Origin of the sequence: Saccharopolyspora hattusasensis, from assembly GCF_050972075.1 — a bacterium.
GTDB lineage: Bacteria > Actinomycetota > Actinomycetes > Mycobacteriales > Pseudonocardiaceae > Saccharopolyspora > Saccharopolyspora hattusasensis.
This window is the reverse complement of sequence record NZ_JBPCDC010000001.1, coordinates 3,864,513-3,890,247: the sequence shown is the minus strand read 5'-3', so window position 1 is coordinate 3,890,247 and position 25,735 is coordinate 3,864,513. Positions and strand designations below refer to the sequence as shown.

General features: G+C 69.0%; 22 protein-coding genes and 1 pseudogene. 12 read left to right on the top strand and 11 right to left on the bottom strand.

The annotated features are described in order from the left end of the window. Positions 1 to 478: 478 nt before the first annotated feature. The 3 genes from ACRXBZ_RS18225 to ACRXBZ_RS18215 form a co-directional block, all read right to left on the bottom strand. Positions 479 to 2,233 carry an ABC transporter ATP-binding protein gene (locus ACRXBZ_RS18225; RefSeq protein ID WP_433880109.1) on the bottom strand — a complete coding sequence of 585 codons (1,755 nt, stop codon included), beginning with the start codon at positions 2,231 to 2,233 and terminating at the stop codon, positions 479 to 481. Next, positions 2,230 to 3,795, bottom strand: a complete 1,566-nt coding sequence (locus ACRXBZ_RS18220) for an ABC transporter transmembrane domain-containing protein (RefSeq protein ID WP_433880108.1) — start codon at positions 3,793 to 3,795, stop codon at positions 2,230 to 2,232. Before ACRXBZ_RS18220 ends, ACRXBZ_RS18225 begins: the two co-directional genes overlap by 4 nt. A 64-nt stretch (positions 3,796 to 3,859) precedes the next feature. Next, positions 3,860 to 4,126: a hypothetical protein gene (locus ACRXBZ_RS18215; protein WP_433880107.1), complete on the bottom strand. Its 267-nt coding sequence runs from the start codon at positions 4,124 to 4,126 to the stop codon at positions 3,860 to 3,862. A 604-nt stretch (positions 4,127 to 4,730) separates the two neighbouring features. Here ACRXBZ_RS18215 and purB point away from each other — a divergent pair. After that, positions 4,731 to 6,164 carry an adenylosuccinate lyase gene (purB, locus tag ACRXBZ_RS18210; protein WP_433883910.1) on the top strand — a complete coding sequence of 478 codons (1,434 nt, stop codon included), beginning with the start codon at positions 4,731 to 4,733 and terminating at the stop codon, positions 6,162 to 6,164. Between the two features lie 260 nt (positions 6,165 to 6,424). On the opposite strand, the gene ACRXBZ_RS18205 is transcribed toward purB, so the two are convergent. Further along, complete coding sequence (locus ACRXBZ_RS18205) at positions 6,425 to 7,072, bottom strand: TenA family protein (protein ID WP_433880106.1); 648 nt, start codon at positions 7,070 to 7,072, stop codon at positions 6,425 to 6,427. A gap of 99 nt (positions 7,073 to 7,171) precedes the next feature. Here ACRXBZ_RS18205 and ACRXBZ_RS18200 point away from each other — a divergent pair, with 99 nt between their 5' ends. The 3 genes and pseudogenes from ACRXBZ_RS18200 (at position 7,172) to ACRXBZ_RS18190 (ending at position 10,002) form a co-directional block, all read left to right on the top strand. Then, positions 7,172 to 8,065: a phosphoribosylaminoimidazolesuccinocarboxamide synthase gene (locus ACRXBZ_RS18200; protein WP_433880105.1), complete on the top strand. Its 894-nt coding sequence runs from the start codon at positions 7,172 to 7,174 to the stop codon at positions 8,063 to 8,065. 156 nt (positions 8,066 to 8,221) lie between these two features. Beyond that, positions 8,222 to 9,122 (top strand): annotated as a pseudogene (locus ACRXBZ_RS18195) (IS982 family transposase). 169 nt (positions 9,123 to 9,291) lie between these two features. After that, positions 9,292 to 10,002 (top strand): DUF2334 domain-containing protein, encoded by a 711-nt coding sequence (locus tag ACRXBZ_RS18190; RefSeq protein ID WP_433880104.1) that lies wholly within the window; start codon positions 9,292 to 9,294, stop codon positions 10,000 to 10,002. A gap of 8 nt (positions 10,003 to 10,010) precedes the next feature. On the opposite strand, the gene ACRXBZ_RS18185 is transcribed toward ACRXBZ_RS18190, so the two are convergent. The 3 genes from ACRXBZ_RS18185 to ACRXBZ_RS18175 form a co-directional block, all read right to left on the bottom strand. Beyond that, positions 10,011 to 10,277: a hypothetical protein gene (locus ACRXBZ_RS18185; RefSeq protein ID WP_433880103.1), complete on the bottom strand. Its 267-nt coding sequence runs from the start codon at positions 10,275 to 10,277 to the stop codon at positions 10,011 to 10,013. 136 nt (positions 10,278 to 10,413) lie between these two features. After that, complete coding sequence (locus ACRXBZ_RS18180) at positions 10,414 to 11,049, bottom strand: MBL fold metallo-hydrolase (RefSeq protein ID WP_433880102.1); 636 nt, start codon at positions 11,047 to 11,049, stop codon at positions 10,414 to 10,416. 419 nt (positions 11,050 to 11,468) lie between these two features. Next, positions 11,469 to 11,870 (bottom strand): hypothetical protein, encoded by a 402-nt coding sequence (locus ACRXBZ_RS18175; protein ID WP_433880101.1) that lies wholly within the window; start codon positions 11,868 to 11,870, stop codon positions 11,469 to 11,471. Positions 11,871 to 12,132: 262 nt separating this feature from the next. Here ACRXBZ_RS18175 and purS point away from each other — a divergent pair, with 262 nt between their 5' ends. From purS to purL, 3 genes are read left to right on the top strand one after another with little or no spacing between them, the layout of a single operon-like run. Continuing rightward, positions 12,133 to 12,372: a phosphoribosylformylglycinamidine synthase subunit PurS gene (gene purS / locus ACRXBZ_RS18170; protein ID WP_010312709.1), complete on the top strand. Its 240-nt coding sequence runs from the start codon at positions 12,133 to 12,135 to the stop codon at positions 12,370 to 12,372. After that, positions 12,369 to 13,046: a phosphoribosylformylglycinamidine synthase subunit PurQ gene (gene purQ / locus ACRXBZ_RS18165; RefSeq protein WP_433880100.1), complete on the top strand. Its 678-nt coding sequence runs from the start codon at positions 12,369 to 12,371 to the stop codon at positions 13,044 to 13,046. The genes purS and purQ overlap by 4 nt, the downstream gene beginning before the upstream one ends. After that, a complete protein-coding gene (gene purL / locus ACRXBZ_RS18160; protein ID WP_433880099.1) occupies positions 13,043 to 15,358 on the top strand; it encodes a phosphoribosylformylglycinamidine synthase subunit PurL in 2,316 nt (771 codons plus the stop codon). The genes purQ and purL overlap by 4 nt, the downstream gene beginning before the upstream one ends. A gap of 507 nt (positions 15,359 to 15,865) precedes the next feature. Here purL and ACRXBZ_RS18155 read toward each other — a convergent pair. Both ACRXBZ_RS18155 and ACRXBZ_RS18150 read right to left on the bottom strand, forming a co-directional pair. After that, positions 15,866 to 16,963: a pentapeptide repeat-containing protein gene (locus ACRXBZ_RS18155; protein WP_433880098.1), complete on the bottom strand. Its 1,098-nt coding sequence runs from the start codon at positions 16,961 to 16,963 to the stop codon at positions 15,866 to 15,868. Then, on the bottom strand, positions 16,956 to 17,717 hold the full coding sequence (locus ACRXBZ_RS18150; protein WP_433880097.1) for a pentapeptide repeat-containing protein: 762 nt from the start codon (positions 17,715 to 17,717) through the stop codon (positions 16,956 to 16,958). Before ACRXBZ_RS18150 ends, ACRXBZ_RS18155 begins: the two co-directional genes overlap by 8 nt. On the opposite strand from ACRXBZ_RS18150, the gene ACRXBZ_RS18145 reads away from it, so the two are divergent. Continuing rightward, positions 17,712 to 17,846, top strand: a complete 135-nt coding sequence (locus tag ACRXBZ_RS18145; RefSeq protein ID WP_433880096.1) for a hypothetical protein — start codon at positions 17,712 to 17,714, stop codon at positions 17,844 to 17,846. The two genes, ACRXBZ_RS18150 and ACRXBZ_RS18145, sit on opposite strands and share 6 nt — an antisense overlap. A gap of 492 nt (positions 17,847 to 18,338) precedes the next feature. Here the strand turns inward: ACRXBZ_RS18145 and ACRXBZ_RS18140 are convergent, their stop codons facing one another. Then, entirely contained in the window at positions 18,339 to 19,076 is a 738-nt protein-coding gene (locus ACRXBZ_RS18140) for a lysozyme (RefSeq protein WP_433880095.1), read from the bottom strand. Positions 19,077 to 19,620: 544 nt separating this feature from the next. On the opposite strand from ACRXBZ_RS18140, the gene ACRXBZ_RS18135 reads away from it, so the two are divergent. Continuing rightward, positions 19,621 to 21,786 (top strand): putative bifunctional diguanylate cyclase/phosphodiesterase, encoded by a 2,166-nt coding sequence (locus ACRXBZ_RS18135; protein WP_433880094.1) that lies wholly within the window; start codon positions 19,621 to 19,623, stop codon positions 21,784 to 21,786. Between the two features lie 235 nt (positions 21,787 to 22,021). Here ACRXBZ_RS18135 and ACRXBZ_RS18130 read toward each other — a convergent pair whose 3' ends face one another. After that, positions 22,022 to 22,603, bottom strand: coding sequence for a type VII secretion system-associated protein (locus ACRXBZ_RS18130; RefSeq protein WP_433880093.1), 582 nt, complete (start codon positions 22,601 to 22,603; stop codon positions 22,022 to 22,024). A gap of 182 nt (positions 22,604 to 22,785) precedes the next feature. Between ACRXBZ_RS18130 and ACRXBZ_RS18125 the strand changes: the two genes are divergently transcribed. From ACRXBZ_RS18125 to ACRXBZ_RS18115, 3 genes are all read left to right on the top strand, one after another. After that, a complete protein-coding gene (locus ACRXBZ_RS18125) occupies positions 22,786 to 23,208 on the top strand; it encodes a PRC-barrel domain-containing protein (protein ID WP_168585747.1) in 423 nt (140 codons plus the stop codon). A 241-nt stretch (positions 23,209 to 23,449) separates the two neighbouring features. Beyond that, entirely contained in the window at positions 23,450 to 24,622 is a 1,173-nt protein-coding gene (locus ACRXBZ_RS18120; protein ID WP_433880092.1) for a S8 family peptidase, read from the top strand. A gap of 256 nt (positions 24,623 to 24,878) precedes the next feature. Beyond that, a complete protein-coding gene (locus tag ACRXBZ_RS18115; protein WP_433880091.1) occupies positions 24,879 to 25,679 on the top strand; it encodes a DNA-binding response regulator in 801 nt (266 codons plus the stop codon). Positions 25,680 to 25,735 lie beyond the last annotated feature (56 nt).

Genomic DNA, 25,735 nt, shown 5'->3' with positions numbered 1-25,735 from the left:
AGCGTTTCAGTCGGGAACCCGGAACGGATACCCCCATGCACGACGCGGCGGTTCATGCCGGGGTGGCGTTGGCTTCGGTGCGTAGTTGGCGGATGTGGTCGCTGTTTTGGAGGACGCGTTCGATAGCGGGCCAGATGTCTGTTTGCTGCCAGGTATCGAGTCGGATGCGGCAGGTTCTCGCACTGGTTTCAATGGGAACAAACGAGAAGCCGATCCTAGTCGCGACCCCGCCACCAGTACGGTGCCCCGCACCACAGGTGCGGGGCACCGTCATACCTCAGCAGCACCGACGCCCGACGCCGACATACCCCCGCACCGCCACCGCAACGGCACACTTGTGCTCACTGTGCATGAGACGATTTTTTACTTCTGTTGTCCACACCGGACAGTCGAGGGGTGCCGCAGGACGGAAATTGCGTAGGACGCCGTCTTGACGGCGTCTGAGGTTCCGCTACCCGCACCGTTGCGGAAACCCCTTTCAGAACCTTCTTTGAGCCACCTGGTACAGCCGCGCGTACGAACCGTCGGCGGCGAGCAGTTCCGCGTGGCTGCCGAGCTCGACGATGCGTCCTTCCGCCATCACGGCCACCTGGTCGGCGTTGCGCGCGCTGTGCAGGCGGTGCGCGATCGCGATCACCGTGCGCCCGGCAAGCAGCGTCGAAAGCGCCCGCTCCAGTTCCCGTGAAGTGGTGTTGTCCAGCAGCGACGTCGCTTCGTCGAGGACGACGGTGTGCGGGTCGGCGAGCAGTACCCGGGCCAGCGCGAGCTGCTGCGCGCGGGCTGCCGGAACCGCGTGACCGCCGGCGCCCAGGACGGTGTCGAGCCCGTCCGGCAGCGCTTCCACCCAGTCCAGCAGCCCGACCATCTTGAGCGCGTCGGTCAGCTGGTCGTCGGACGCCTCGCCGTCCGGCAGGGTGAGGTTGTCCCGCAGCGTGCAGGCGAACACGTGCTGTTCCTGGGTCAGCAGCACCACTTCGCGGCGCAGCTGCTCGGCGGGCAGCTCGGTGATCTCGGTGCCGCCGAAGGCGACCGACCCGGAGTCCGGGCGGCTGATCCCGGCGATCAACCGGCCGAGCGTGGACTTCCCCGCCCCGGACGGACCGACGATGACGAGCCGCTGCCCGGCAGGCACCGTGAGGTCGACGCCGTGCAGCACTTCCCGGTCCTGCCGGTAGGAGAAGCGCGCGCTGCGGATCAACAGGTCGCGGCCAGTCGTCTCGCCGTTGCGCCGTGGGGAGTCGCCGCCGTCGGCCGCCGGGACCTTGCGGACACCGAGGATGCGCTGCAGCGCCGTGTGCCCGGTCTGCAGCTCTTCGAGCCACATGAACAGCTCGTCGAACGGGTTCGACATCGCCTGGGCGTAGAGCACGACGGTGATGATGGTGCCGAGCTCGGCGAACCCGGACTGGTAGGCCCAGCCGCCGATCAGCAGGATCGCGCCGATCGGCAGCACGTACGACAGCTCCAGGCACGGCAGCCACGCGGTGAGCAGGAACCGGTGCCGCTTCTCGGCTTCCAGGGCCCGGCCCAGCACCTGCTCGTTGCGCGCGGTGCGGCGCCCGGCCAGCCGCAGGGCGGCGATGGTCCGCGCGCCCTCGACGGATTCGTGCGTGCTCGACTGGACTTCCGACCAGGACTCCGCGATCTGCTGGAAGTTCGGCAGTGATCGCGGCAGGTACCACCGCGTGCTGAGGACCATCAGCGGCACGGCGACCAGCATCCCGCAGGCGAGCAGCGGCGAGGTGACGATCATCGCGGCGCCGGTCAGCACGATCGTGATCAGCGCGGTGGTGATCTCGGGCGCGGCGTTGCGGATCGTGTAGTCGAGCCGGTCGACGTCCGTGGTGGCCCGGCTGAGCAGGTCGCCGGTGCCGGCCGCCTCGACGATGCCCAGCGGCAGCCGCAGCGCGTGGCCGACCATGCTCTCGCGCGATTCCGCCAGCAGGTGTTCGCCGAGCATCGTCGCGCGCAGCCGGGCCGAGCGCGCCAGCAGCGCCTGCGTCACGAGGACCACCAGGAATGCCGCGGCGAGCAGGTCGATGTGCCCGGTGGTGGTGCCGATGATCACCGAGTCGACGAGGTCGCCGAGGACCTGCGGGCCGATCAGCCCGACCAGCGTCGCCAGGCCGAACAGCAGCATCATCGCGGCGAACCGGCGTCGGTGCACCAGGAGGGTTCGCCAGAGCCAGCGGCGAACCGCCGTCCCGTCCGCCAGCGGGAGCTTCGTCGTCATGCGCCGACCCCCGCGCGCCTCACCTGATCCGCCACGGCTGTCCAGAGCGGACTTTGGCTGAGCACGACCGTGGTGCGGCCCCGGCGGAATTCGCTGACCCGCTCGGCGATCCGCGCCTCGGTGTGCGCGTCGACCGCCGAGGTCGGCTCGTCGAGGATCAGCACGTCGGCGTCCGCGCACAACGCGCGGGCGAGCAACAAGCGCTGGCGCTGGCCGCCGGACAGCGAGCGGGCGCGCTCGTCCAGCAGCCCGTCGGCCGGCAGCGCGGACATCACGTCGTGCGCATCGGCCGCATGCAACGCGCTGTCGACATCCACATCGGACTCCAGGTCAAGTTCGGCCCGCGCCGGTCCGGCGAACAGCAGGTCCTGGTTGTGCGCCAACACGATTCGGTGGCGCGCCTCGTCCCGATCGACCTCGCACAGCGGCACGCCGCCGGCGATCGCCTCGGCGGCCAGGCGCTCGGCGAGGGCTTCCGCCTGCTCGCCAGCGTCGATCACGGTCAGCTCGCCCGCCGGGATCCGCAGCCCGGTCGCTTCGTCGAACAGGTCCAGCGGGCCCGGCGGCAGCGACTTCGGGCGCCTCGGCGGCGGTGGTTCGGGCTCCAGCCGCAACAGTGCACGAATGTGTTCAGCCGCGACTTGCCCGGCCGACAACGCGTAGGCCGCCTCGGTGGCGGTGCGGACCGGGATCACCAGGAACGCCGACACGCCGTAGAACGCGACCAGCTCGCCGACGCTGATGGTGCCGTCCAGCGCCAGCCGCGCGCCGAGCCAGGTCACCAGCACCGTGACCAGGCCGGGCAGCAGGATTTCCGCACCGGCCAGCAGTGCCTCGAGCCGCCCGGCGGCGATCCCGGCGTCCCGGACCCGCCGGGAGGCGTCGACGAACCGCACGTGAAAGCGGGACTCGCCGCCGACGCCGCGCAGGATCCGCAGGCCCGACACGATGTCCGACGCCTGGGCGCTGACCTGCGCCAACTGCTCCCGTTGCGCCTCGTTGCGGCGGCGCAGCGGGTTCAGCAGCGGCCCGATGCCCACGGTCGCCAGCGGCACGCCGATCAACACGACGACGCCCATTACGGGCGAAATCCACAGCACCATGATCGCGGCGACCGCGAAGGAAACCAGCGACCCGGTCGCCCGGCCGATCACCTCGAACAGCCCGCCGACGCGGAAGATGTCCGACGCACCGACCGTGACCACCTCACCGGCCCGTACCTTGCGGGTCAGCGTGCCGCCGAGGCCCACCACGTGGTTCAACGCGATCCGCTGGGCGCCCGCCGTGCCGTGCAGCCAGAGCGTGTGCGCCGCCCAGTTCAGCACGCCGGCGGCGACCATCAGCGTGACGCCGAGCGCCAGCACGACCAGCACCCAGCGCAGCAGCGCGCCGCCGTCGGCGCCGCGGATCCCGGTGTCGATCGCCTGGCCGACGACCAGCGGCATCAGGGCGGTCGGCAGCATCCACGACGCGCCGGAAATCGTCGCGAGCGTCAGCAGGCCCGGCCGCTGCACCAGCAGGGACCACAGGAATCGGAGCGAACTGGCACTGTTCGGAGTCATGGCGCGTTCAACGGTAGTGCGCGCCTCGGCTCCGTGGCGATCGATTTTCCGCCGCCTGCCGGGGTCAGAAGTCCCAGGTCGTTTCCACGAAATTCGCCTCGGTCGCTTCCCTCGAGCATTCCGGGCATTTGTCGGTGATCGGCTTCGAGCTCGGCATTCGGCCGCTCGGGGTGGGCTGCGGAACCTTCATCGAAACCCCGCACAGGGACGGTATCGATTGCCCGGCGTACACCGCACCGGGGCGAAGGGTGGTGGCATGCCTCACGACCAGGCCCATGCCGACGATCCAGAAGACATCCTGCCGTTCATCGTCGAACACGTCGATGACCATCCGTTCGAGTCCTTTTTCGCGCCAACTCGGTGGCCCAACGATATGGCCGGAATTTCTCGCCGTCCAGCGCGGGCCGAATTATTTAGCTCTGGATTAATGTACCGCCTGCCGTCGTTCGGGGATTTCCGGACTCGCTCCGGGGATTACCTGCCGTAATCTTCGGCCGCACGTGCAGAAGCGGGCGGCCGGGTGCACGTGCAGGGCTGGACCGAATGGGTGGTGCCGAGTAAGGATGCGGTCATGGCGACTCCCGCCGGTAGCACATTCACCCACCTCGAATGCACCGACTGCGGACAGACCTGCGAACCGGACGTACGGCGCGGGTTGTGCGCGGAATGCGGGAAAGTGCTCTACCCGCGCTGCGACCGAACGGGTGGGTTAAGAAGGGCGCCAGGTGTCCCGCAGTTTCAATTGAAACTGGTGCTGGGACCCCGGGACCCCGGGACCCCGGGAGACCAGGAGACCGCGGTTTCAATTGAGACTGCGGTCTGCCGAGTGCCCTTCACCTGTCCCGCGCGTCCCACCCGTCGCGTCGGTTGCGGCTTCCGGCATGGCGCGACCGGGTGAGCCGAACGGCGACACCCCGCCGGTATCCTGGCTGTTCGTGACGGTCAAGCCCAGCATCCCGAACGTCCTCGCCGCCCGCTACGCCTCGCCCGAACTGGTCGAGCTGTGGTCCCCGCAGCACAAGATCGTCCTGGAGCGCAAGCTCTGGCTCGCAGTGCTGCGCGCCCAGGCCGACCTCGGCATCGACGTCCCCGCGCAGGCGGTCGCCGACTACGAGCGGGTGCTGGAGCAGGTCGACCTCGACTCCATCGCCGCCCGCGAGCGCGTCACCCGCCACGACGTCAAGGCACGCATCGAGGAGTTCAACGCCCTCGCCGGCCACGAGCAGATCCACAAGGGCATGACCTCCCGGGACCTAACCGAGAACGTCGAGCAGCTGCAGGTCCGCCGCAGCCTGGAGCTGGTCCGCGACCGCACGGTCGCCGTCCTGGCGCGGCTGGGCAAGCTCGCCGGCGAGTACGGCGAGCTCGTGATGGCCGGTCGCTCGCACAACGTCGCCGCGCAGGCGACCACGCTCGGCAAGCGCATCGCCACCGCCGCCGACGAGCTGCTCGTCGCCTTCCACCGCGTGAAGGAGCTGCTCGCGCGCTACCCGCTGCGCGGCATCAAGGGCCCGGTCGGCACCGCGCAGGACATGCTCGACCTGCTCGGCGGCGACCCGGCGAAGCTCACCGAGCTGGAGCGCCGCGTGGCAGGCCACCTAGGCTTCGGCAGCACGCTGACCAGCGTCGGCCAGGTCTACCCGCGCTCGCTGGACTTCGAGGTGCTCACCGCGCTCGCCCAGCTCGCCGCCGCACCGTCCAACGTGGCCACCACGATCCGGTTGATGGCCGGGCACGAGCTGGTGACCGAGGGCTTCAAGCCGGGGCAGGTCGGCTCCAGCGCGATGCCCCACAAGATGAACACTCGGTCCTGCGAGCGGGTCAACGGCCTCGCGGTAGTGCTGCGCGGCTATGTGTCGATGGTCGGCGAGCTGGCCGGCGACCAGTGGAACGAGGGCGACGTGTCCTGCTCCGTGGTGCGCCGGGTGGCGCTGCAGGACGCGTTCTTCGCCTTCGACGGCCTGCTGGAGACGTTCCTGACCGTGCTCGACGAGTTCGGCGCGTTCCCTGCGGTGGTCGCCCGCGAGCTCGACCGCTACCTGCCGTTCCTGGCCACCACGAAGGTGCTGATGGCGGCGGTGCGGGCTGGTGTCGGCCGGGAGACCGCGCACGAGGCGATCAAGGAGAACGCGGTCGCGGTCGCGCTGGCCATGCGCGAGCAGGGCGCGGAGCGCAACGACCTGCTGGACCGGCTCGCGGCCGACGACCGGCTGCCGCTGGACCGCGCCCAGCTGGACGCCCTGCTGGCGGACCGCCTCGCCTTCACCGGCGCGGCAGCCGCCCAGGTCGGCGACATCGTCGGGCAGATCGAGAAGATCACGGCCCGTCACCCGGAGGCCGCGGCGTACCGCCCTGCCGACATCCTCTGACAGGTTTCTTTGAGCTGGTCGGCGGTCCTGATCATTTTTGTTGATCGTTTGTCGGCGGGTGATTTCGAGGTTGGTCAGCACGAGCAGGGCTCGTAGTCGGCTGGTGGCGTTGCGGGTGTGCACCGGCAGCGCCACACCGACGCTGGGTGGATGGAGCGAACGGGCCGTTCACCTCGGCTAACGAGGCAAACAGGCCGTTCGCGCCACACCGGCCGGCGAGGATCCGCCACTGGGCAAGACGAGCTTCCGAAGACCTGCCGTCACGACCAGTGGGTATTGAAGAAGTCGAGTTCGCAGCGGGTCGCGTGCTGGAACAGGCGCAGGCAGCGGGCCCGGTCGCGCTCGTCGAGGTCCGCACCCACCCGGTCCAGTTCCCGGCACAGCCACCGGACCCAGGACCGGAAATCCGGGTTGTTGTGCAGCGTGATCCACTCGGCGTGCACGAAGTTCTCCGGCAGCGCGGCCGGCGCGCGCATCGCCCACTCCAGGTAGGTCCACTCCGCGACGGTCAGCACCGTCAACACCTCGGCGTAGCTGCCGCGCGCATTGGTGTCGCTCATCAGCTCCCGGAAGGCCACGGTCGCCTCGTCCAGCTTCGGACGCACCCGGTCCGCCTCGCCGACGCCCAACGCATCGAAAGCGCGCCGGAAGTAGGTGTTCTCCTCGCTGGTGACCACGGCGATGCTGCCCGCGATCGCCAGCCGCGACGAGTACCGGTCGGCCTTTGCCAGCGCGGAACCGAGCAGCGCCAGGAAGTCGTCGACGAACTGGTAGTCCTGCACCAGGTAGGAGCGCATCGACGCGACCGGCACCAGCCCGTCGAACAGGCCCTGGGTGAACGGGTGCGTGACGACCGCGGTCCAGTCGGGCTCGCTGCGCTGGCGGAGCCAGTCGGTGAATGTCCTCACGAAGTCCTCCTGTGCTCGGGCTGGTCCGGACGACCCACGTCGGGTTCTTACCACCGCCCGTGTGCGAGCACCCGGGGCCCGGTGCGAGACAATCCGCACGTGGTTGCACTCGCCGATTACCCCCAGATCGCGGCAGGCAAGGTTCGCCAGCTGCACGCCGTGGACGACGAACACCTGCTGCTGGTCGCCTCCGACCGCATCTCGGCGTACGACCACGTGCTCGACACCCCCATCCCGGACAAGGGCCGGGTGCTGACCGCGATGAGTGTCTTCTGGTTCGAGCTGCTCGCCGACGTGACGCCGAACCACCTGGTCGCCGCCGACGACCCGCGTATCCCCGCCGAGGTGCGCGGCCGGGCCCTGCTGGTGAAGCGGCTGGAGATGCTGCCGGTGGAATGCGTGGCGCGCGGCTACCTGACCGGCTCCGGGCTCGCCGACTACCAGCGCACCGGCGCGGTGTGCGGGGTGCAGCTGCCGGCCGGGCTCACCGAGGCATCCGAGCTGCCCGAGCCGATCTTCACCCCGGCGACCAAGGCCGAGATCGGCGAGCACGACGAGAACGTGAGCTTCGCAGCGGTTGCCGCGCAGCTAGGGGCGGGGCGCGCCGCGGAGCTGCGCGACCTGACGCTGCGGGTGTACCGCCAGGCGGCGGAGCACGCGCGCAGGCGCGGGGTGATTCTGGCGGACACGAAGTTCGAGTTCGGCCTCGCCGGCGACGGTTCGCTGGTGCTCGGCGACGAGGTGCTCACGCCCGACTCGTCGAGGTACTGGCCGGCGGACGGGTACGAGTCCGGAAAGGTTCAGCCGTCGTTCGACAAGCAGTTCGTGCGCAACTGGCTGACCTCGCCCGCCTCCGGGTGGGACCGCGCGGCCGACACCCCGCCGCCTCCGCTGCCGGACGACGTCATCGACGCCACCCGTGCCCGCTACGTCGAGGCCTACGAGCGGATCACCGGTCAGTCCTTCGCCGACTGGCTCGCCCCCGCGGAGTAAGCCGAAGCCACCCCACCCGGGCGTGATTTCTCGCGAAATCGCGACCGTCGGGCCTTCAGCGGTCGGCCGCTTTCCCCTAGATGATTGATTCCGTGAAGATCACGTGAAGGGAGGGCCGGTGAGCGGGTAGAGGAGGAGGGTGTTCAAGATCAATGTGTGAGCAAAGAACTAAACACCCTCCTGACCGCACTCTACGTGCTCGTCGACGACCACGTTGTTCCCGCCCGCACAGGGCGAGGTCGTCAACCGCTACTCACGGACAGTGAGCTCATTACGCTGGCCGTGGCCCAGGTCCTGCTGCGCTACCACGGGGAGCGTCGCTGGATCCGGCACATCCATAGCGATCCGCAGCGATCCGCAGTGGCGCGCCATGTTCCCGTATCTGCCGAAACAGTCCGGCTACAACAAGCGTTTACGTGCGGCGGAACCGTTGCTGTGCAAGGCAATCCGGACCGTGGCTGCGTGCTGCCCGTCCTGGTTCGACGACCTGTGGATCACCGACGCCACCCCTGTGCCCTGCGGGATGTCCCGCGAGACCGTCAAGCGCTCCGACCTCGCCGGACACGCCGGCTACGGGTACTGCGCGTCACACGCCCGCTGGTATTGGGGGCTCAAGCTGTACCTGGTGTGCAGCGGGGATGGGGTACCCATCATGTGGTGCCTGGCCAACCCCAAGATCGGCGAACGCGAGGTGCTGGCCGCGCTGCTCGACCACAACCACCACCTCATCCGCGACGGCCAGATCCTGCTGGCTGACAAGGGATTCTCCGGCAAGGAGTTCAAGAATCTCACCGAGCAGATGACGCTGCGCTTGCTACGCCCGGACCGCAAGGACGAGACCTACCGCAACGGCAACCTCGGCGGAGTGCGCCAGTGGATCGAGTCGGTCAACCAGACCCTCAAAGCCCAACTCGGCCTCGAACAACACGGCGGACGCACCCCAGCAGGCGTGTTCACCCGCATCGCCCAACGCCTACTGGCCATGACCGCCGCCATCTGGCACAACTGGACAACCGGCGCGACCAGCAAACGATCACTCATCGCATTCGATCACTAACACCAACTTCACGGAATCAATCATCTAGTAGGGGAATGCGTCGGCGTGTCGGCGTCCCTACCTGCCGGGGCGTGCCGAAAGTGGGCGACGTGGAGGTTCGCCGGATTTGCGCCGGGGCGACACCTGGCGGTCAGGTCACGGACACCCTGGCCGGGCGGAATGAGGGACCGTGAGCACGCCGCTCGTCGTGTCGTTGTCCGGCCTCGGTCTCCGGGTGCTGGACCAGTGCGCGGATTTCGCCGCCGCACTGGACAGCCGCCAGGTCCCGTTGTCCCTACTGATCTCGCCGCACCCCGATCATCGCGAAGCCCGTAGCCCGCAGTCCCCGGTGCTGCACTGGGTGGCGGAGCGCCTGGCGCGGCGCGATGCCGTCAGCCTGCACGGCTTCGCCCGGGTGTCCCCGGGCCTGCGCGCCCGACTCGCGCCCGCTCGGCTTCCGGCGCACGAAGCCGGGCTCCGGCTGGCCGCCGCGTCGGCCGTGCTGGAGCAATCCGGGTTGCGGACGAACACCTTCATCCCGCCGCGCTGGCTCGGCTCGCCCGGCACGGTCACCGCATTGCAGCTGCGCGGCTTCTCGGTCTGCGCGGATGCGCTGGCGGTCCGCGAACTCGCGACCGGAAGGGTGCACCGGGCGCGGATCCGGGTGCTGGGACCGGGCGAGCGGGTCGAGCCGTGGTGGTGCCGGGCGCTCGTGCTGGGGGTCGGGCGGGCAGCCAGGCGCGGCCAGTTGGTCCGGCTCGCGCTGGACGCCGCTGAGCTGCGGAAACCGAGTGCTCGGCAGGCGGTGCTGGACGCCATCGACCTGGCGCTGCACCACGGCGCCCGACCGGTCACCTATGCCTCGTTCGCCCGCGGGTCGGCGCACCTCGGAAGTGGATGAGAACCACTTCATCCGCAAGGCCCAGCCGGCCCAACCTCCGGCGCGCGGGCTCCCGATCGTCCATTCCAGCAGGCCCCGACCTGCATCGACGACGCCGCTGATCGGTTCGACGACGACCGCTGATCGGTTCGACGACGACCGCTGATCGGTTCGACGACTGCGACGACCATCTGGACGACCAGCATGGCGACCACCACCACCAAGACGTCGACGACCAAGACGTCGACGACCACCACCACGTCGACGACCGGGACGACGACCGGGACGACTGACACCACCAGTCCCGCCATCGGCGCAGCGGGCCGGTCGTCTCCGGTGCGTGGCTTCCGAGCCTGCGAGGACGAGGCGTCCCACCTGGAGCGAGCGGTCCGCGTGCGCCGTAAGCCGACGGGAAGGTCGGCCGGAGGTGGGTCACAGCGTGGTCTGGGTGCCCTTGGGCAGGACCTCGACGGCGGTGTCCTTCGGGCCGAGCTGCTCGAACATGCGGTAGTGCATCTGCGGCATCGCCAGCACCGCTTCGTGGATCGGCACCGCCGCACGCGGCGCCACCGCGCGCAGGAAGTCGACCGCTTCGGAGAGCTTCAGCCACGGCGCCCCGGTCGGCACGCCGAGCACGTCGATCCGCTGCTCGGGGACGAAGAACGAGTCGCCGGGGTGGTAGAAGGCGCCGTGGTCGACGACGTACCCGATGTTGTCGATGACCGGGATGTCCGGGTGGATCACGGCGTGGGTGCCGCCGACGACGTTGATCGCCGCGCCACCAAGCTCCAGCGACTCGCCGGGCCGCGCGGTGGTCGCCGCCAGCCCCTTCTCGGCGACTGCCGAAGCCGAACCCGGGTCGACGACCAGGTGGGCGTCCGGGTTGGCCGAGAGCAGGGCGGGCAGCCGGTCGAGGTCCAGGTGGTCGAAGTGCTGGTGCGTGATCAGCACGGCGTCGAGGTCCCGGAGGTCCTCGAAGTCCGCGGCGAACTTGCCGGGGTCGATGAGCAGCCGCGCCGAATCGGTCTCGATCAGCACGCAGGCATGTCCGAAGTGGGTGATCTGCACGGTGTTTCCTCCTAGCTCTGCCGGCAATCCCACTCTTCCACGACCTACCCGCTCCGGCGCAGGCCCGACGAACCCCACCATTCCGACTAGTCACACGCGACCACCCGACCACGTCCCCCCCAGGGGGACCGCAATTTCAATGGAAATCAGAGGTCCGATTTCCATTGAAATTGCGGAAGTTCTCCACAACCGTCGGCGTGTCGGGATGCAACACGCCGACAATCCGCGATTTTCGTTGAGCCTTTTCATCCTGGTCGATCCGCAGTCGCGACACCGGGAAGTCCCACGACGCGAGATCGTCGCAGGTGAACGCCTTACGCCGGCAGCTGAACTTTCACGGGTGAGGGGCACCCGTGCCCGGATTGCCGGACGGATTGCCGGGTCGTGGATGCCCCTCGCTCAACCCCCGGAGGGGCGGGTCACTTGGTGACGGTGATCTTCATCGTCGGTCCGGCGCCGCCGCCGATGCGGGTGTGCACGTCGTACTCGCCCGGCGGGACGTCCGCGATGGTGGCCACTGCCTCGGCCCGGCCGTCGCGGTCGTTCACGACCTGGGCCAGGCCCTCGTCCGCGCCGAACGGGTGATCCCCGTTGCGCACGAACGCCGCCGACGAGATCCAGTTGACCCCCTCGGGGCCGTGCTCCAGCCGCAGGACCAGCGTGTTGCCCGCCCGGACCTGCGCCTTGTCGGCGGTCAGCAGCGGTTCCGCCGGCGCCGCGGCCACCGGCGCGGAGTTCGGAGCGGCCATCGCCGGAACGGTGGTGGTCAGCGCGAGGCCGGTGAGCAGACCGGCCGCCAGCAGCGTCTTGAATGTGCGCATGGGTATGCGTTCCCCCTAGATAATCTGCGATCAACGCAGGGGTTTGGTTTCCCCGGACATATAGACGGCCGAACGCCCCGAAGGTTTAGACAACCGGCGAAAATGTGACACAAGACACGCGTGAACGCGTCGGTGGTGAGCCACGCCGCACCCGCGGCCCCTGCTGCGAAGGGCGAACTCCCAGCTCAGTTACCCTTTGGTGGTACTGCTGGCCATCCGCCGGGGTCCCGGCGGATCTGCACGGAAACCGGGAGCAGCACCCGTGGCCCGAGTCGTTGTCGACGTCATGCCGAAGCAGGAAATCCTCGATCCGCAGGGACAGGCGGTGGCCAACGCGCTGCCCCGTCTCGGATTCGACGGCATCACCGAAGTCCGCCAGGGGAAGCGGTTCGAGCTGGAGGTCGCCGACGACGTCGACGACGACACGCTCGCCAAGATCGCCGAGACGTTGCTGGCCAACCCGGTCATCGAGGACTGGACCGTCCGCCGGGTGGAAGCATGAGCGCGAAGATCGGCGTGGTCACCTTCCCCGGCACCCTCGACGACGTCGACGCCGCTCGCGCGGTGCGCCGCGCCGGTGCCGAATCGGTCGCCCTCTGGCACGCCGACCACGACCTGAAGGGCGTGGACGCGGTGGTCGTGCCCGGCGGCTTCTCCTACGGCGACTACCTGCGCTGCGGCGCGATCGCCAAATTCGCCCCGGTGATGACCGAGGTCGTCGAGGCCGCGCGCAAGGGCATGCCGGTGCTCGGGGTGTGCAACGGCTTCCAGATCCTGTGCGAGTCCGGGCTGCTTCCCGGAGTGCTGACCCGCAACGCGGGCCTGCACTACGTCTGCCGCGACCAGTGGTTGAAGGTGGAGAACAACAGCAGCGCCTGGACCACCCGCTACGACGCGGGCGCCGAGCTGCTGATCCCGATCAAGCACGGCGAGGGCAACTACATGGCCGATGAGGCCGTCCTCGACGAGCTCGAAGGCGAAGGCCGGGTGCTGTTCCGCTACGAGGGCGAGAACCCGAACGGTTCGCAGCGCGAAATCGCGGGCATCACCGACGCGCGCGGGCGGGTCGCGGGCATGATGCCGCACCCCGAGCACGCGATCGACCCCCTGACCGGCCCCACCGACGACGGCCTCGGCATGTTCCTGTCCGTTCTGGATGCACTGGTGGCAGCGTGAGCAAATTGGCAAAGGTGGACACCGACGGCCGGGCCGTCGAATTCGACACAGTCGAGCAGGCAAAAGTCTCCCCGGATACCGCCCAGCCGTTCCGCGAGCTCGGGCTGAAGGACGACGAGTACGCCCGGATCAGGGAGATCCTGGGCCGCCGGCCCACCGAGGCCGAGCTGGCCATGTACTCGGTGATGTGGAGCGAGCACTGCTCCTACAAGTCGTCGAAGGTGCACCTGAAGTACTTCGGCGAGACCACCACGGACGAGATGCGCGAGAAGATGCTCGCGGGCATCGGCGAGAACGCCGGCGTGGTCGACATCGGCGACGGCTGGGCGGTCACGTTCAAGCTGGAGAGCCACAACCACCCGTCCTACGTAGAGCCCTACCAGGGCGCGGCCACCGGCGTCGGCGGCATCGTCCGCGACATCATGGCCATGGGCGCCCGGCCGGTCGCGGTGGCCGACCCGCTGCGCTTCGGCCCGGCCGACGCCCCGGACACCAAGCGCGTGCTGCCTGGCGTGGTCGCCGGGGTCGGCGGCTACGGCAACTGCCTGGGGCTGCCGAACATCGGCGGCGAGGTCGTCTTCGACGAGTGCTATGCGGGTAACCCGCTGGTCAACGCCATGTGCGTCGGCGTGATGAAGGTCGAGGACCTACACCTCGCGCACGCCAGCGGTAAGGACAACAAGATCATCCTGTTCGGCGCGCGCACCGGCCTGGACGGCATCGGCGGCGTGTCGGTGCTGGCGTCGGAGACGTTTGACGGCGACGAGAGCGGCACTGGTCGCAAGAAGCTGCCCAGCGTGCAGGTCGGCGACCCGTTCGCCGAGAAGGTGCTCATCGAGTGCTGCCTGGAGCTGTACCACGCGGGCCTGGTCGTGGGCATCCAGGACCTCGGCGGTGCGGGCTTGTCCTGCGCCACCTCGGAGCTGGCGTCGGCCGGTGACGGCGGCATGCGGGTGGACCTGGACCAGGTCCCGCTGCGCGCGACCGGGATGAACCCCGCGGAGATCCTCTCCAGCGAGTCGCAGGAGCGGATGTGCGCCGTCGTGGAGCCGTCCAACGTGGAGGCCTTCATGGAGGTCTGCCGCCGCTGGGACGTCACCGCGACGGTCATCGGCGAGGTCACCGACGGCGAGAACCTGGAGATCTACTGGCACGGCGAGCTCGTGGTGGACGTGCCGCCGCGTACCGTCGCGCACCAGGGCCCGGTGTACGAGCGCCCGGTCGTGCGGCCCGCCGAGCAGGACCTGGTCGTCGCGGACAACGCGAACACGCTGGCCCGCCCGTCCACTCCGGACGAGCTGCGGGAGACCATCCTGCGGATGGTGGCGTCGCCGAACCTGTGCTCCCGGGCGTGGGTCACCGACCAGTACGACCGGTACGTGCGCGGCAACACCGTGCTGGCCCAGCCGTCGGACGGCGGCGTGCTGCGCATCGACGAGGAGTCCGGGCGCGGCATCGCGGTCGCCACCGACTGCAACGCCCGCTACACCCGGCTCGACCCGTACGCGGGCGCGCAGCTGGCGCTGGCCGAGGCCTACCGCAACGTGGCGACCACCGGTGCGACGCCGGTGGCGGTCACCAACTGCCTGAACTTCGGTTCGCCGGAGGACCCGGGCGTCATGTGGCAGTTCCAGCAGGCGGTGCGCGGCCTGGCCGACGCCTGCCAGGAGCTGGGCATCCCGGTGACCGGCGGCAACGTCAGCTTCTACAACCAGACCGGAGCCAAGCCGATCCTGCCCACGCCGGTGGTCGGCGTGCTGGGCACGATCGACGACGTGACCCGCCGCATCCCCACCGGAATCGGTGGCGAGGAAGGCGAAACGCTGCTGCTGCTCGGCGAGACCCACGAGGAGTTCGGCGGCTCGGAGTGGGCGCGCGTCACCCACGACCACCTCGGCGGCGTGCCGCCGAAGGTCGACCTGGCGCGCGAGAAGCTGTTGGCGGAGATCGTGGTCGCGGGCTCCCGCGACGGCATGATCTCGGCGGCGCACGACCTCTCCGAGGGCGGCCTGGCGCAGGCGCTGGTGGAGACGGCGCTGGTCGGCGAGTGCGGTGCCCGGGTGGTCCTGCCCGAGGGCGCGGACCCGTTCATCTGGCTGTTCTCCGAGTCGGCGGGCCGGATCCTGGTGGCGGTCCCGCGCACCGAGGAACTCCGCTTCACGGACATGTGCACGGCCCGGGGCCTCCCGTGGGCCAAGGTCGGTGTCGCGGACGCGGGCTCCCAGAGCCTGGACATCCAGGACGTCGCGGACATCCCCCTGGCGGAACTCCGCGAAGCCTGGGAAGGCACCCTCCCGGCGCTCTTCGGCTGATCCCGAGCCGCCGCGAACGGCCCGTTCACCTCGTCTATCGAGGCGAACGGGCCGTTCGCTTCATCGGCCAGTGGAGAGCTCCATCGTTGCACCTCCCGTCGACCGGCATGTCGCGCAATCAGGTCTCGGCTCGGCTTCTCGCTCAACGCGCGCTTGCAAAGTCGGTCGAAGACCGTGCTGAGCGCAGTCACGGCCCCGGTGTCGTCCGCGAGGTGACCGCCCACCGCGTACTCCTGACAGGCCGACGGAGACCAAGGTCGTGAGTGTTGCTTCCGGTAAGAACCGGAAGCAACACTCACGAGACCTGACCAGCTGAAACGTCAACTTCAACGCACAGGTAGAACCATGTTCTGGCCTCAGGTGAGCACTCGCGCGCTTCAGGCGAGCACTCGCGCGCCTGCGCATCTGACCGCGAGACCTGGTCCGGCGGAACCCCTCCCCTCGCCGGACCGCATGGTGGCCGGGCGCTCCGCCCCCGACCCGGCGTCCGGCCACCCCCTTCTCGGGCTACGCGCTCCCGGCCTTCCAGCCGGCGGGGAGGATGACTTCGTGGTCCGAGCTGGTCGTGATGCCGGTGTTCTGGACTGCACCGTGGAATGTGGTGTCGAGCATGATCGCGGCGGCTTCAAAGCGGATCGCTCGGAAGTCGGCCTCGCCGGTGAACTCGGCTTCCACCATGGACATCCGGTCGGTGAAGACGGCGTCCGAGAACTTGCTGCGGCCGTTGAAGCGGGTCCCGTCGAAGCTCGCGCGGCCGTGGAACTTGACTCGGCTGAACCACGCGCGCTCGTGGAAAACCGCCTTCTCGCAGCGGAAGCGGCCGAACAGCCGGCCGGTTCCGAGGGTCGTCGCCGTGAACCACGCCGGGCCGCGGAACTCGCAACGGCTGAAGTTGTTGCTGCTGAACAGCTTCGCGTGACGCAGCATGAGCGTGCCGATCTTCCGGCCGGACAGGTCGACGTACTCCAGCGTCGCGTTCGTCAGGTCGAGGTCGTATGCCGGTGCATCGGCATCTTCCGCACGCGGCAGCAGTTCAGCGATTAGCCGCTGCGCGGTCAGCCGCACCTGGAGCTTCCGCTCCGCGTCATCCACGGCCTCCGCGGTCCAACGCCGCTCCTGATCGGCCGCGAATCCCGAGGTGGGCGCGTTGGAATCAGCGCTGTAGCGAGGATGGGTGAACGGTCGCCGCAGGTACGAGCACAGCACGTCGAGCACGGTCTGCGCGTAGTCGGGGTTGCTCCGCGCGAGCCCGGCGAGGGCGTGTAGCGCACCGACCCGGACCTGATCGGTCTCGTGCCCGAGGAGTTCCACGGCGCGGGCGAAGCGCTCGTCGGCGACCCGATCGCGGTCGAGTTCCGCCCGCCGGTTTTCCAGTTCGTGGCGCTGCCGCTCGGTTTTCTGCCGCTCCTCCTCGATGCGTCGCCGCCGGTCGTTGAGCCAGAGCGCGTAGAGCGCAACGATCGAACCGGCGGCCAACCCGCCAGTCCGCAGCGCGTCGGCGCCGGTCGTCCTGGGGTCAAACATCAGCAAAGCGATGCTGACGGCGACGAGCACCACGACGGCGACGGCGATCGTCGCGACCAGCCCGATCTTGCGCTCATCCATGCGAAGGATTCTGCCCGACCGCATGCACCCGGATGCGTGCGCGATTCGCATCCGTCAGGGGTTCGAGCTGCCAATCCTCCGGCACCTGGGCGTGGATCGATGTGTCGACCTCGGTGTTGTACAGCGCGACGCTGGGCAACGGCTCGCGCACGCGGAGATCGACGCCGCCGTCGAAGCGCGCGTGCCGGAGGTCGAGCCCGGCGTGGAAGGCCGCCTGCCGGAAGGACACGTGCTCGGCGCACTTCGCCGTCTGCATATCCACCTCGCCGTGGAACTCCACGAGCTCGAAATCGATCGGTGCGCGACCGTGCAGGCACTGCAAGCTGGCCCTGCCCCGGAACACCGCCCCGGCGGCGCGCAGCGGGTGCAGGAAGGTGGCGTTGCCGAGGTCCACCTTGCCCAGGAAGACTGTCCCCTCGAAGTTCGTCTTGTGGCGAAACCAGCAGGCCTGGGCCTCGAAGGTGCCGACGACCCTGCCGGACAGGTCGAAGCGGTCCAATCGGGCGGCCGCGACGTCGATGTCGTAGCGGGGCGGGTGCGCATCGGAGGTGGTCGGCAGCAGCGACACGACGAGCTTGGCGGCGGTCTGCCGCACCGTCCGCTCGCGTTGCTGCTCATCGGTGACCACGTCCACGCTCCGCTCGATCGTCCACTTCGGATGGTCGAACGGTCGCCGCAGGTACGAGCACAGCACGTCGAGCACGGTCTGGGTGTATTCGGGTTGGTTGCGGGCGAGCCCCGCGAGGGCGTGCATGGCGCCCACCCGCACCTGGTCGGCCTCGTTGCCGAGCAGCTCCACCGCCCGCGCGAAGCGCTCGTCCGCCGCGCGGTCCCGATCCTGGTCGGTCCGGCGATCCTCCAGGGCTTGCCGCTGCTGTTCTAGCGCGTAGCGCTGCCGATCCAGCTCCTGCCGCTGGCTGGCTATCGAGCTCCTGCCGCTTCTCCTCGACGCGTCGGCGCCGGTCGTTGAGCCACAGCGCGTAGAGAGCGACGACCGAGCCGGCCGCCAGCCCGCCGGTTCGCAGCGCGTCGGCGCCGGTCGTCCGGGGATCGAAGACCAGTAAGGCGATGCTGACGCCGATCAGCACCACGACGGCGACGGCGATCGTTGCGACCAAGCCGATCTTGCGTTCACCCATGCGAGCGATTCTGCCTTGCGCGACGCGCCATTCGGCACCTGGAGCCTGCGCGCATCGACGCCGCGCATCGACGCCGCGGCTCGGGCTCGGGGAGCGGCGATTTCGCGCGAAATCGTCATCCGGCACGCGTGGGATGTGGCGATTTCGCGCGAAATCGCCACCCACCCCGGACCGCGCGCGCCCGGGAAAGCCGACGACGCGGTGTCGGGGTTTGCCGGCACCGCGTGGTCGACCGGTCAGCCGTTGGCCAGCGCTTGGAGGCGGTCGTAGGCGCCGTTGAACGTGTTCTTGTCCAGCGGCGACGACGTGTACTGCCAGATCGTCCAGATGCCCCAGTTGTAGGGCAGCTGTCCGACGGCGCTCGCGTAGCGGGCGACCCACAGCGGGTTGGTCGAGCTGAAGTCGCCGCCCACGCACTGGTTCCACCAGCTGGTGCTGGTGTAGATGACCGGCCAGCGCCCGGTCCGGGAGTGGTAGGTGTCGCTGAAGTCCTTGATCCAGGCGGTCATCCCGCTCTTGGACTTGCCGTAGCAGGTGCCCCCGTACGGGTTGTACTCCATGTCCAGCGCGCCCGGCAGGGTCTTGCCGTCCTTGGACCAGCCGCCGCCGTTGTCCACGAAGTAGTTGGCCTGCGCGGCGCCGCTGGAGCGGTCCGGCAGCGCGAAGTGGTACGCCCCGCGGATCATGCCCACGTTGTAGGAACCGTTGTACTGCTGGGCGAAGTACGGGTTCTTGTAACTCGTGCCCTCGGTCGCCTTGACGTAGGCGAACCGCATGCCCTGGTCCCACCAGGACTTCCAGTTCACGTTGCGCTGGTAGCTGGCGACGTCCATGCCGGCCACTGTGGCCAGCGGGTCGACGTCCGGGGTCAGCAGCGGGTCATCGCCGCCGCCCTCGTGCTTGCGGATCTGCGAGCCCATCGTGGCGTTGGTCTCGGTTCCGCTCGGCGGTTCTTCGGTCACCTGCGTGCTCATCGCGCTTTCCCTTCCCGGAAGGGGTGTGCTGGCTTGCGTGGGCGAGCACAGGAGAAGAACGCCTGCGCAGGCAACCGATATTAAGGAGATCAGGTGTAATCGGCGACCACGTCCACTCGGAAGGCTCATCGATGCCTCTCGGGGTGTAGTTGCAGTGCGTCGTCGGGGGACCAGGCATCGTGCCCCAAAAGTGTGGCGAGAGGTTTTCGTGAGATGTAGACCCTGTGTTAGTTTTTAACCAGAATGGCCCAAATCCGGACACCGCGTGTGAACCGCGGGTCCTCCGGGGTGTAGTTCTGGGCCGCGCACAACCGCTGGCTGCACGTCTCGAAAACATCAGATGTATTGGTAACGCAGCGCTGCGCGCGATCAAATAGTTGCGGACGGTAGCTGCAAAGCGGGGCTTGGCCACCTGGATGGCCTGCTCGAATGAGGTGTACAGCTACCCCGGGTGCCGTACATGATGTTCGACCGCCGGACCCATCCGGTCGTATGCTCCGAACGAACGGCCCAGGCGAGTAGGACGAGTGGAGGGCGCCCAGGCATGACTGGCTGGACAGCGCCGGTGCCCAGCGTTCACGGGGTGGTCGCCGAGGTGAACCGAGCCGATCGACGACGCTTCGCGGCTGTCTGGGCGCAGGCCCTGATGGGCACCAGCTACGTGCCGATGACCAGCGTCGAGGTCGAAGGCCGGCTGTACGGCTACACAGATCGCCTGGTCGACGCGCTGCTCAGCGATCCGTTCGACCCGTCCGCCGCGCGGTCGGTCGGGGTGGACCTGGTCGCGGTGCACTTCACCAGCGCGGAGTCGCTGGCCCGCACCGTCGACCTGATCGGCGACGAGATCCTGGACATCCTGCGGCTGGGCAGCAGTCCCGGCTGGCGCGGGCGCGTGGCGGCGCTGCAGGGCGAGCTGTGCTCCGGCTTCCTCCAGGCCGCCCGCAAGCGGACCCTGGACGAACAGGAGGCGATCCGGCAGGCCGTGCTGGACGCGCGCGACGCGGTCGAGCAGGCGCTGCGCACCAGCGAGGCCAGGTTCCGCGCGATCTTCGCCGAGGCCGCGATCGGCATCGGCATCGGCGACATGAACGGCCGGATACTCGAGGTGAACGACTCGCTGACGCGGATCATGGGGCGGACCACGGAGGAACTCCGCCGGATGATGGTGCAGGACATGATGCACCCGGACGACCCCGACAGCACCTGGCGGATGTACGAGGAGCTGGTGCGCGGCGAACGCGACCAGTTCCGGGCGGAGAAGCAGTTCAAGCGCCCCGACGGCGGCACAGTGTGGACCGAGCTGATCGTGTCCCTGGTCCGCGGCGAGGACGGCCTGCCGCTGTACCAGGTGGCGCTGATCGAAGACGTCACCGACCAGCGGATGCTGCAGGAACGCCTGCGTCACCAGGCGATGCACGATCCGCTGACCGGACTGCCCAACCGGGCGCTTTTCCTGGAACGGCTCACCGGGGTGCTGCGCGCGCACGAGTCCGGCGAGCGGGTCGCGCTGTGCTACATGGACCTCGACGGCTTCAAGGTCATCAACGACAGCCTCGGTCACCACGTCGGCGACGACCTGCTGCAGGCGGTCGCCGACCGGCTCGCCACCGCGGTGCACGGAGCCGACCGGCTGGTCGCGCGCATGGGCGGCGACGAGTTCGTGATACTGATCCAGAACTCGCTCGGCACCGAGCAGGCCATCGAGATCGCCGACACCGTGCTGGACGCGCTGGACGAGCCGATCCGCATCGGTGGCCACGAGCTCTCCGTGTCGGCCAGCATCGGCATCGTCGAGCGTCCGGTGTCCGGGCAGACCGCGGCCGAGCTGATGCGCGACGCCGACGTGACGCTGTACTGGGCGAAGTCCGAGGGCAAGAGCCGGTGGGCGCTGTTCGACCCGGACCGCAACGCCACCGAGGTCGCGCAGTTCCACCTGTCGGCGAAGATGCCCGCCGCGCTGGAGCGCGAAGAGTTCTACGTGGACTACCAGCCGCTGATCGGGCTGCGGGACTTCAGCGTGGTCGGTGTCGAGGCGCTGGTCCGCTGGGCGCATCCGGAACTGGGACGGTTGGGGCCGGACCGGTTCATCGGGCTGGCCGAGGAGACCGGGCTGATCGTGGCGCTCGGGCGCTGGGTGCTGCGGGAGGCGTGCCGGCAGGCGAAGCAGTGGCAGGACGACTTCGGGGCGGCGGCGCCGTTCGTCAGCGTCAACCTGGCGGTGCGGCAGTCGCGGGACCCGAACCTGGTGGCCGACGTCGCGGAGATCCTGGCCGAGACCGGGCTGGAGCCGTCCCGGCTGCAGCTGGAGCTCACCGAGAGCGCGATCATGGGCACCGCCGACGAGCCGTTGGATGCCCTGCGCGCGCTGTCCCGGATGGGCGTGCGGATCGCCATCGACGACTTTGGCACCGGGTACTCGAACCTGGCCTACCTGCGGCATCTCCCGGTGCACGAGCTCAAGATCGCGGGCTCGTTCATGGAGGGCCTGCGCGACGCGGAGCGGGCCGACCCCGTCGACGCGCGCATCGTCGGCACGCTGGTGGACCTCGCGCACGCCTTAGGCCTGACCGTCACGGCAGAAGGCGTGGAGACCCAGGCGCAGGCCCGCCGGATGGCGGACATCGGCTGCGAGACCGGCCAGGGCTATCTCTTCGCCCGCCCCGGATCACCCGAGAAAATAACAACTTTCATCGCCGAACACCTGGATTGAGGTGTTCCAGGCTCGCCTTGCTTGGCGATGCGGGTGGCGGAACCACAGACGAGCCGTAGTACTGGGTGAACGCGCGCCGAGTTCCGGGTTCCAGGACCGCTCCAGGCCGAGGCTAGGCACAAGGCCCGGCCCCGGCCAGTCATCGGGTTCCCCCCCCGGTACCCGCGGTTTCAATTGGAACCGCCACCTCCCGGGGTGACCGGATCCCAGTTTGAACTGAATCTGGGATCCGCGATCAGCCGTGTTGTGCTGCGACTTGGGCGAGAACTGCGTGCGGGATGACCGCTTGGATCGCGTCGTTCAGGTTCAGGCCCAGGTCGAGGCCGTTGAGCAGTTCCGGCAGCTCTCGCCCTGGCACTCGGCGGAATCCCGGCCAGTCCGCCGGAACCCGGGAGGCCGAGGTGCAGGCCGGGACCAGCTGGCTGCCGTCGGACATCTCCGCGGTGTAGATCATCGGGTCGTCCGCAGTCGGCGCGTAGAGCAGCACCTCGGCGGCGAGCACCGCCGCTGGCAGCTCGGACTCCGCGAGCTGGCCGGCCGCGATCCGGGCCAGCACGTGCTCCAGCTCGTTGGTCGGTTCCTGCTGGTTCGCTGCGAGTTCGGACGGCTGGTACGCGTCGTTGAACTGGAAGCGCTCGTCGATCTCGCCGTCGGAGTCGATGCGGTAGGCGCCGACGATGCCTTCCGGCGGCACCTCCTCGCCGTCGGCGGTGTAGCCGGGGTCGGCGATGTAAAGCCAGCTGTCGGGGTTCTGCTTGGCGTGCTCCCGCATTTCCGCGCTGATCGGCGGGGCGGGACGGTCGACGGGCTGGGACATCGGGAACTCCGTACCTGTTGATCTGGGCGCCAGCGTGGATGCCGGGCGCGCGTCCGAGGGTGCCAGCACCGGGGAACGCGCGAATGAACGGTCCCGAACCAGCCGTTCCGAGGTGCCGGTCGGACGGGTCCAGGGGCAGACTGACCAGGAGGGCCAGGGGAGGGCCAGGGGAGGAGGCGGCGATGATCGGCCAGCGGGAAGCGTTGCGGATGTTCGGGTGCGAGGTCTTCGACCCGGAAGGATCCCGGATCGGCATCGTCGGCCAGTTGTTCATCGACGACGACACCGAGCAGCCCGCCTGGATCACCGTCCAAACTGGACTGTTCGGCACGAACGAGAGCTTCGTGCCGCTGGAGGGCGCGGCCTTCGACGGCGACACGCTCACCGTCGCGGTCGGCAAGGATGCGGTCCGGCAGGCCCCCCGGGTCAGCCTGCTCCAGGGCGATCTCCCGTTCGAGCAGGAGAGCGCGCTGTACCTGTACTACGGGATGACCTACGGCGTCGCCCCCGATGGCGCCGCGTCGATCGACGAGGTTTCGGAAGTCGCGCCCGAGTACGTGGAAGCCGTTCGGCTCCGATTGCGACGCTGGGTGGCCGCGACCTGAAACACGCAAACCGGGACTAGCAGGACGAAGCACCACGCCCGTCGGGAAACCCCGGCGGGCGCGGTTTTGCCTGCTCATTCCCGATAAGAAACCCAGAGCTGGGAATTCGTTCACCCCACCGCCCGATTGTGTGGCGACAATTCGCCAACGCCACCCGAATGTGTGTTTTCCCTGGTTACGTTCCGTTGTGAACCATCTTTCGCTCGGCCCCACCCGAGCGAATTGACGGAGGAGGGGACACATGAGGAAGCTGCTTTACGGCACCGGGGCAGGGGTTGCCGCGGCGGCGCTCGTGTTCGCCGGTGCACCGGCAGGCGCGCAGCCGCGCATCGAGTTGGCGCCGCTGACCCTGCACTCGCAGGCAGCGGTGCGGGACGCCGACTCGGACGTCTACATCGTCAACCTGAAGGAAGGCATCGCGCCGCAGGGCGTCGCCGAAGAGCTCGGCGTGCAGGCCCGCAACGTCTACGACAAGGTGCTCAACGGGTTCTCGGCGAAGCTGACCCCGGCGCAGCTCGACGCGGTCCGCGCTAGCGGCAAGGTCGAGAACGTCTCGCAGAGCTACCACATCGCGGTCGAGCCTTCGAAGAAGAAGGCGGTCGGCTCGTGGGGCCTGGACCGGATCGATCAGCCGGACCTGCCGCTGGACGACAGCTACGCCCCCAAGGGCACCGGTGAGGGCGTCACCGCCTACATCATCGACACCGGCATCGACCCGTCCCACCCCGATTTCGGTGGGCGCGCCAAGATCGGTTTCGACGCCACGGGTGGCGACGGCACGGACAAGCAAGGCCACGGCACCCACGTCGCCGGCACCATCGGAAGCGACACCTACGGCATCGCCAAGGGCGTGAAGCTGGTCGGCGTCCGAGTCCTCGACGACCAGGGCAGCGGCACGACCGAGCAGGTCATCTCGGGCATCGAGTGGGTCGCGGAGAACCACCAGGGCGCTTCGGTGGCGAACATGTCGCTGGGCGGACCGAAGGACCCGGCGCTGGACGAGGCCGCGACCAAGCTGGTCGACAGCGGCGTCTTCCTCGCGGTGGCAGCCGGTAATGAAAGCCAGGACGCCGAGAACGTCTCCCCGGCCAGCGCGGAGGGCGTGTTCACCACCGCCGCGTCGGACAACACCGACACCTCGGCCGAGTTCACTAACTTCGGCGCCACCGTCGAGGGCTACGCCCCCGGCGTGGACATCGTGTCGACCGTCCCCGGTGGCGGCACCGAGACGTTGAGTGGCACCTCGATGGCCAGCCCGCACGTGGCCGGCGTCGGTGCGCTGTACCTGCAGGCCAACCCGGACGCCAAGCCGGCGGACGTGATCACCGGGCTGCAGGGTCAGGCCTCCAAAGGCGTGATCCAGAGCGCTCCGGAGGGCACCATCGCCGACCTGCTGCAGATCGGCGACCTCTGATCCGCTAGCGCAGTGCGGCACGCGGGCCCTCCCGGAATCCCCGGGGAGGGCCCGTTGTGCTTCTGATTGCTGCACTCGGGGGACGCCGGGATGCCGCCGAACGGTGGCAATCAAAGGGTCAATCCGCTGGATCGTGCAAAAGTCGGTTCCAGCGGTAGTTCCCGGTAGATACGTTGCAAAACGACGGGGGTGTCAGTGTCCATCGCGGTGCCAGCCGAATCGGTGCCGCCAGGGCACATCGAGGAGGGGGTGTGCCGTGCTTCCCGGATACACCGAAGAGCTGACGCAGTCGCCGACTGCGGTCGACGAGCGGGCCAGGGACACCGCCGCTACGGAGCCGCTGACCGAGCGGGCCGTGCAGGCGCAGGTCGCGTCGGTGGCTCGCGCCGCCCGGGCGCAGTCCGGCAACGGCGGCGTGCTGCAGGTCGTGCACGGGGCGAGGCGGGTCGGTTGGGCCGCGTACGAGCTGCAGCGCACTGCGACCCAGCTGGTCCAGGGCGTGGCGAAGCCGCCGTACGTGACGACCGGGCCGCTGGACTTGCTGGAGTCCCGCAAGCTCGCCGAAGGTGTCCAGTATCAGGTGCTCTACGACCGGTCCGCGCTGGCGCGGCCGCCGCAGCTGGACATCACCACCAAACTGGTTGCGATGGGCGAGCAGGCGCGGGTGATCCACGTGGCGCCGACCAAGCTGATCATGGTTGACAGCGAGATCGCGCTGCTGCCACTGACCGTGAGCGAGACCTCGGTGGAAAGTGCCGTGGTGGTGCGCAGCTCGGCGATGCTGGCCGCGATCGCGAGGATCTTCGAGGACCTGTGGCGCTTCGCCGCGCCGTTCACCGCGGACCAGGACCTGGTGGGCAACGAGCTGCAGCCGACCGAGGAGGAGCGGTGGATCCTGTCGCTGCTCGCCTCCGGTGCCACGGACGACACGATCGGCCGGTTGATGGGCTTCAGCGCCCGAACCGCGCACCGCAGGGTCCGCGAGCTGATCTCCCGGTTAGGAGCGGAAACCCGCTTCCAGGCGGGCATGCAAGCCGTCAAGCTCGGCTGGCTCTGAACACCCGGGTACCGGTGTGCAATTTCAATGGAAGTTGCGGATCGTCGGCGTGTCGC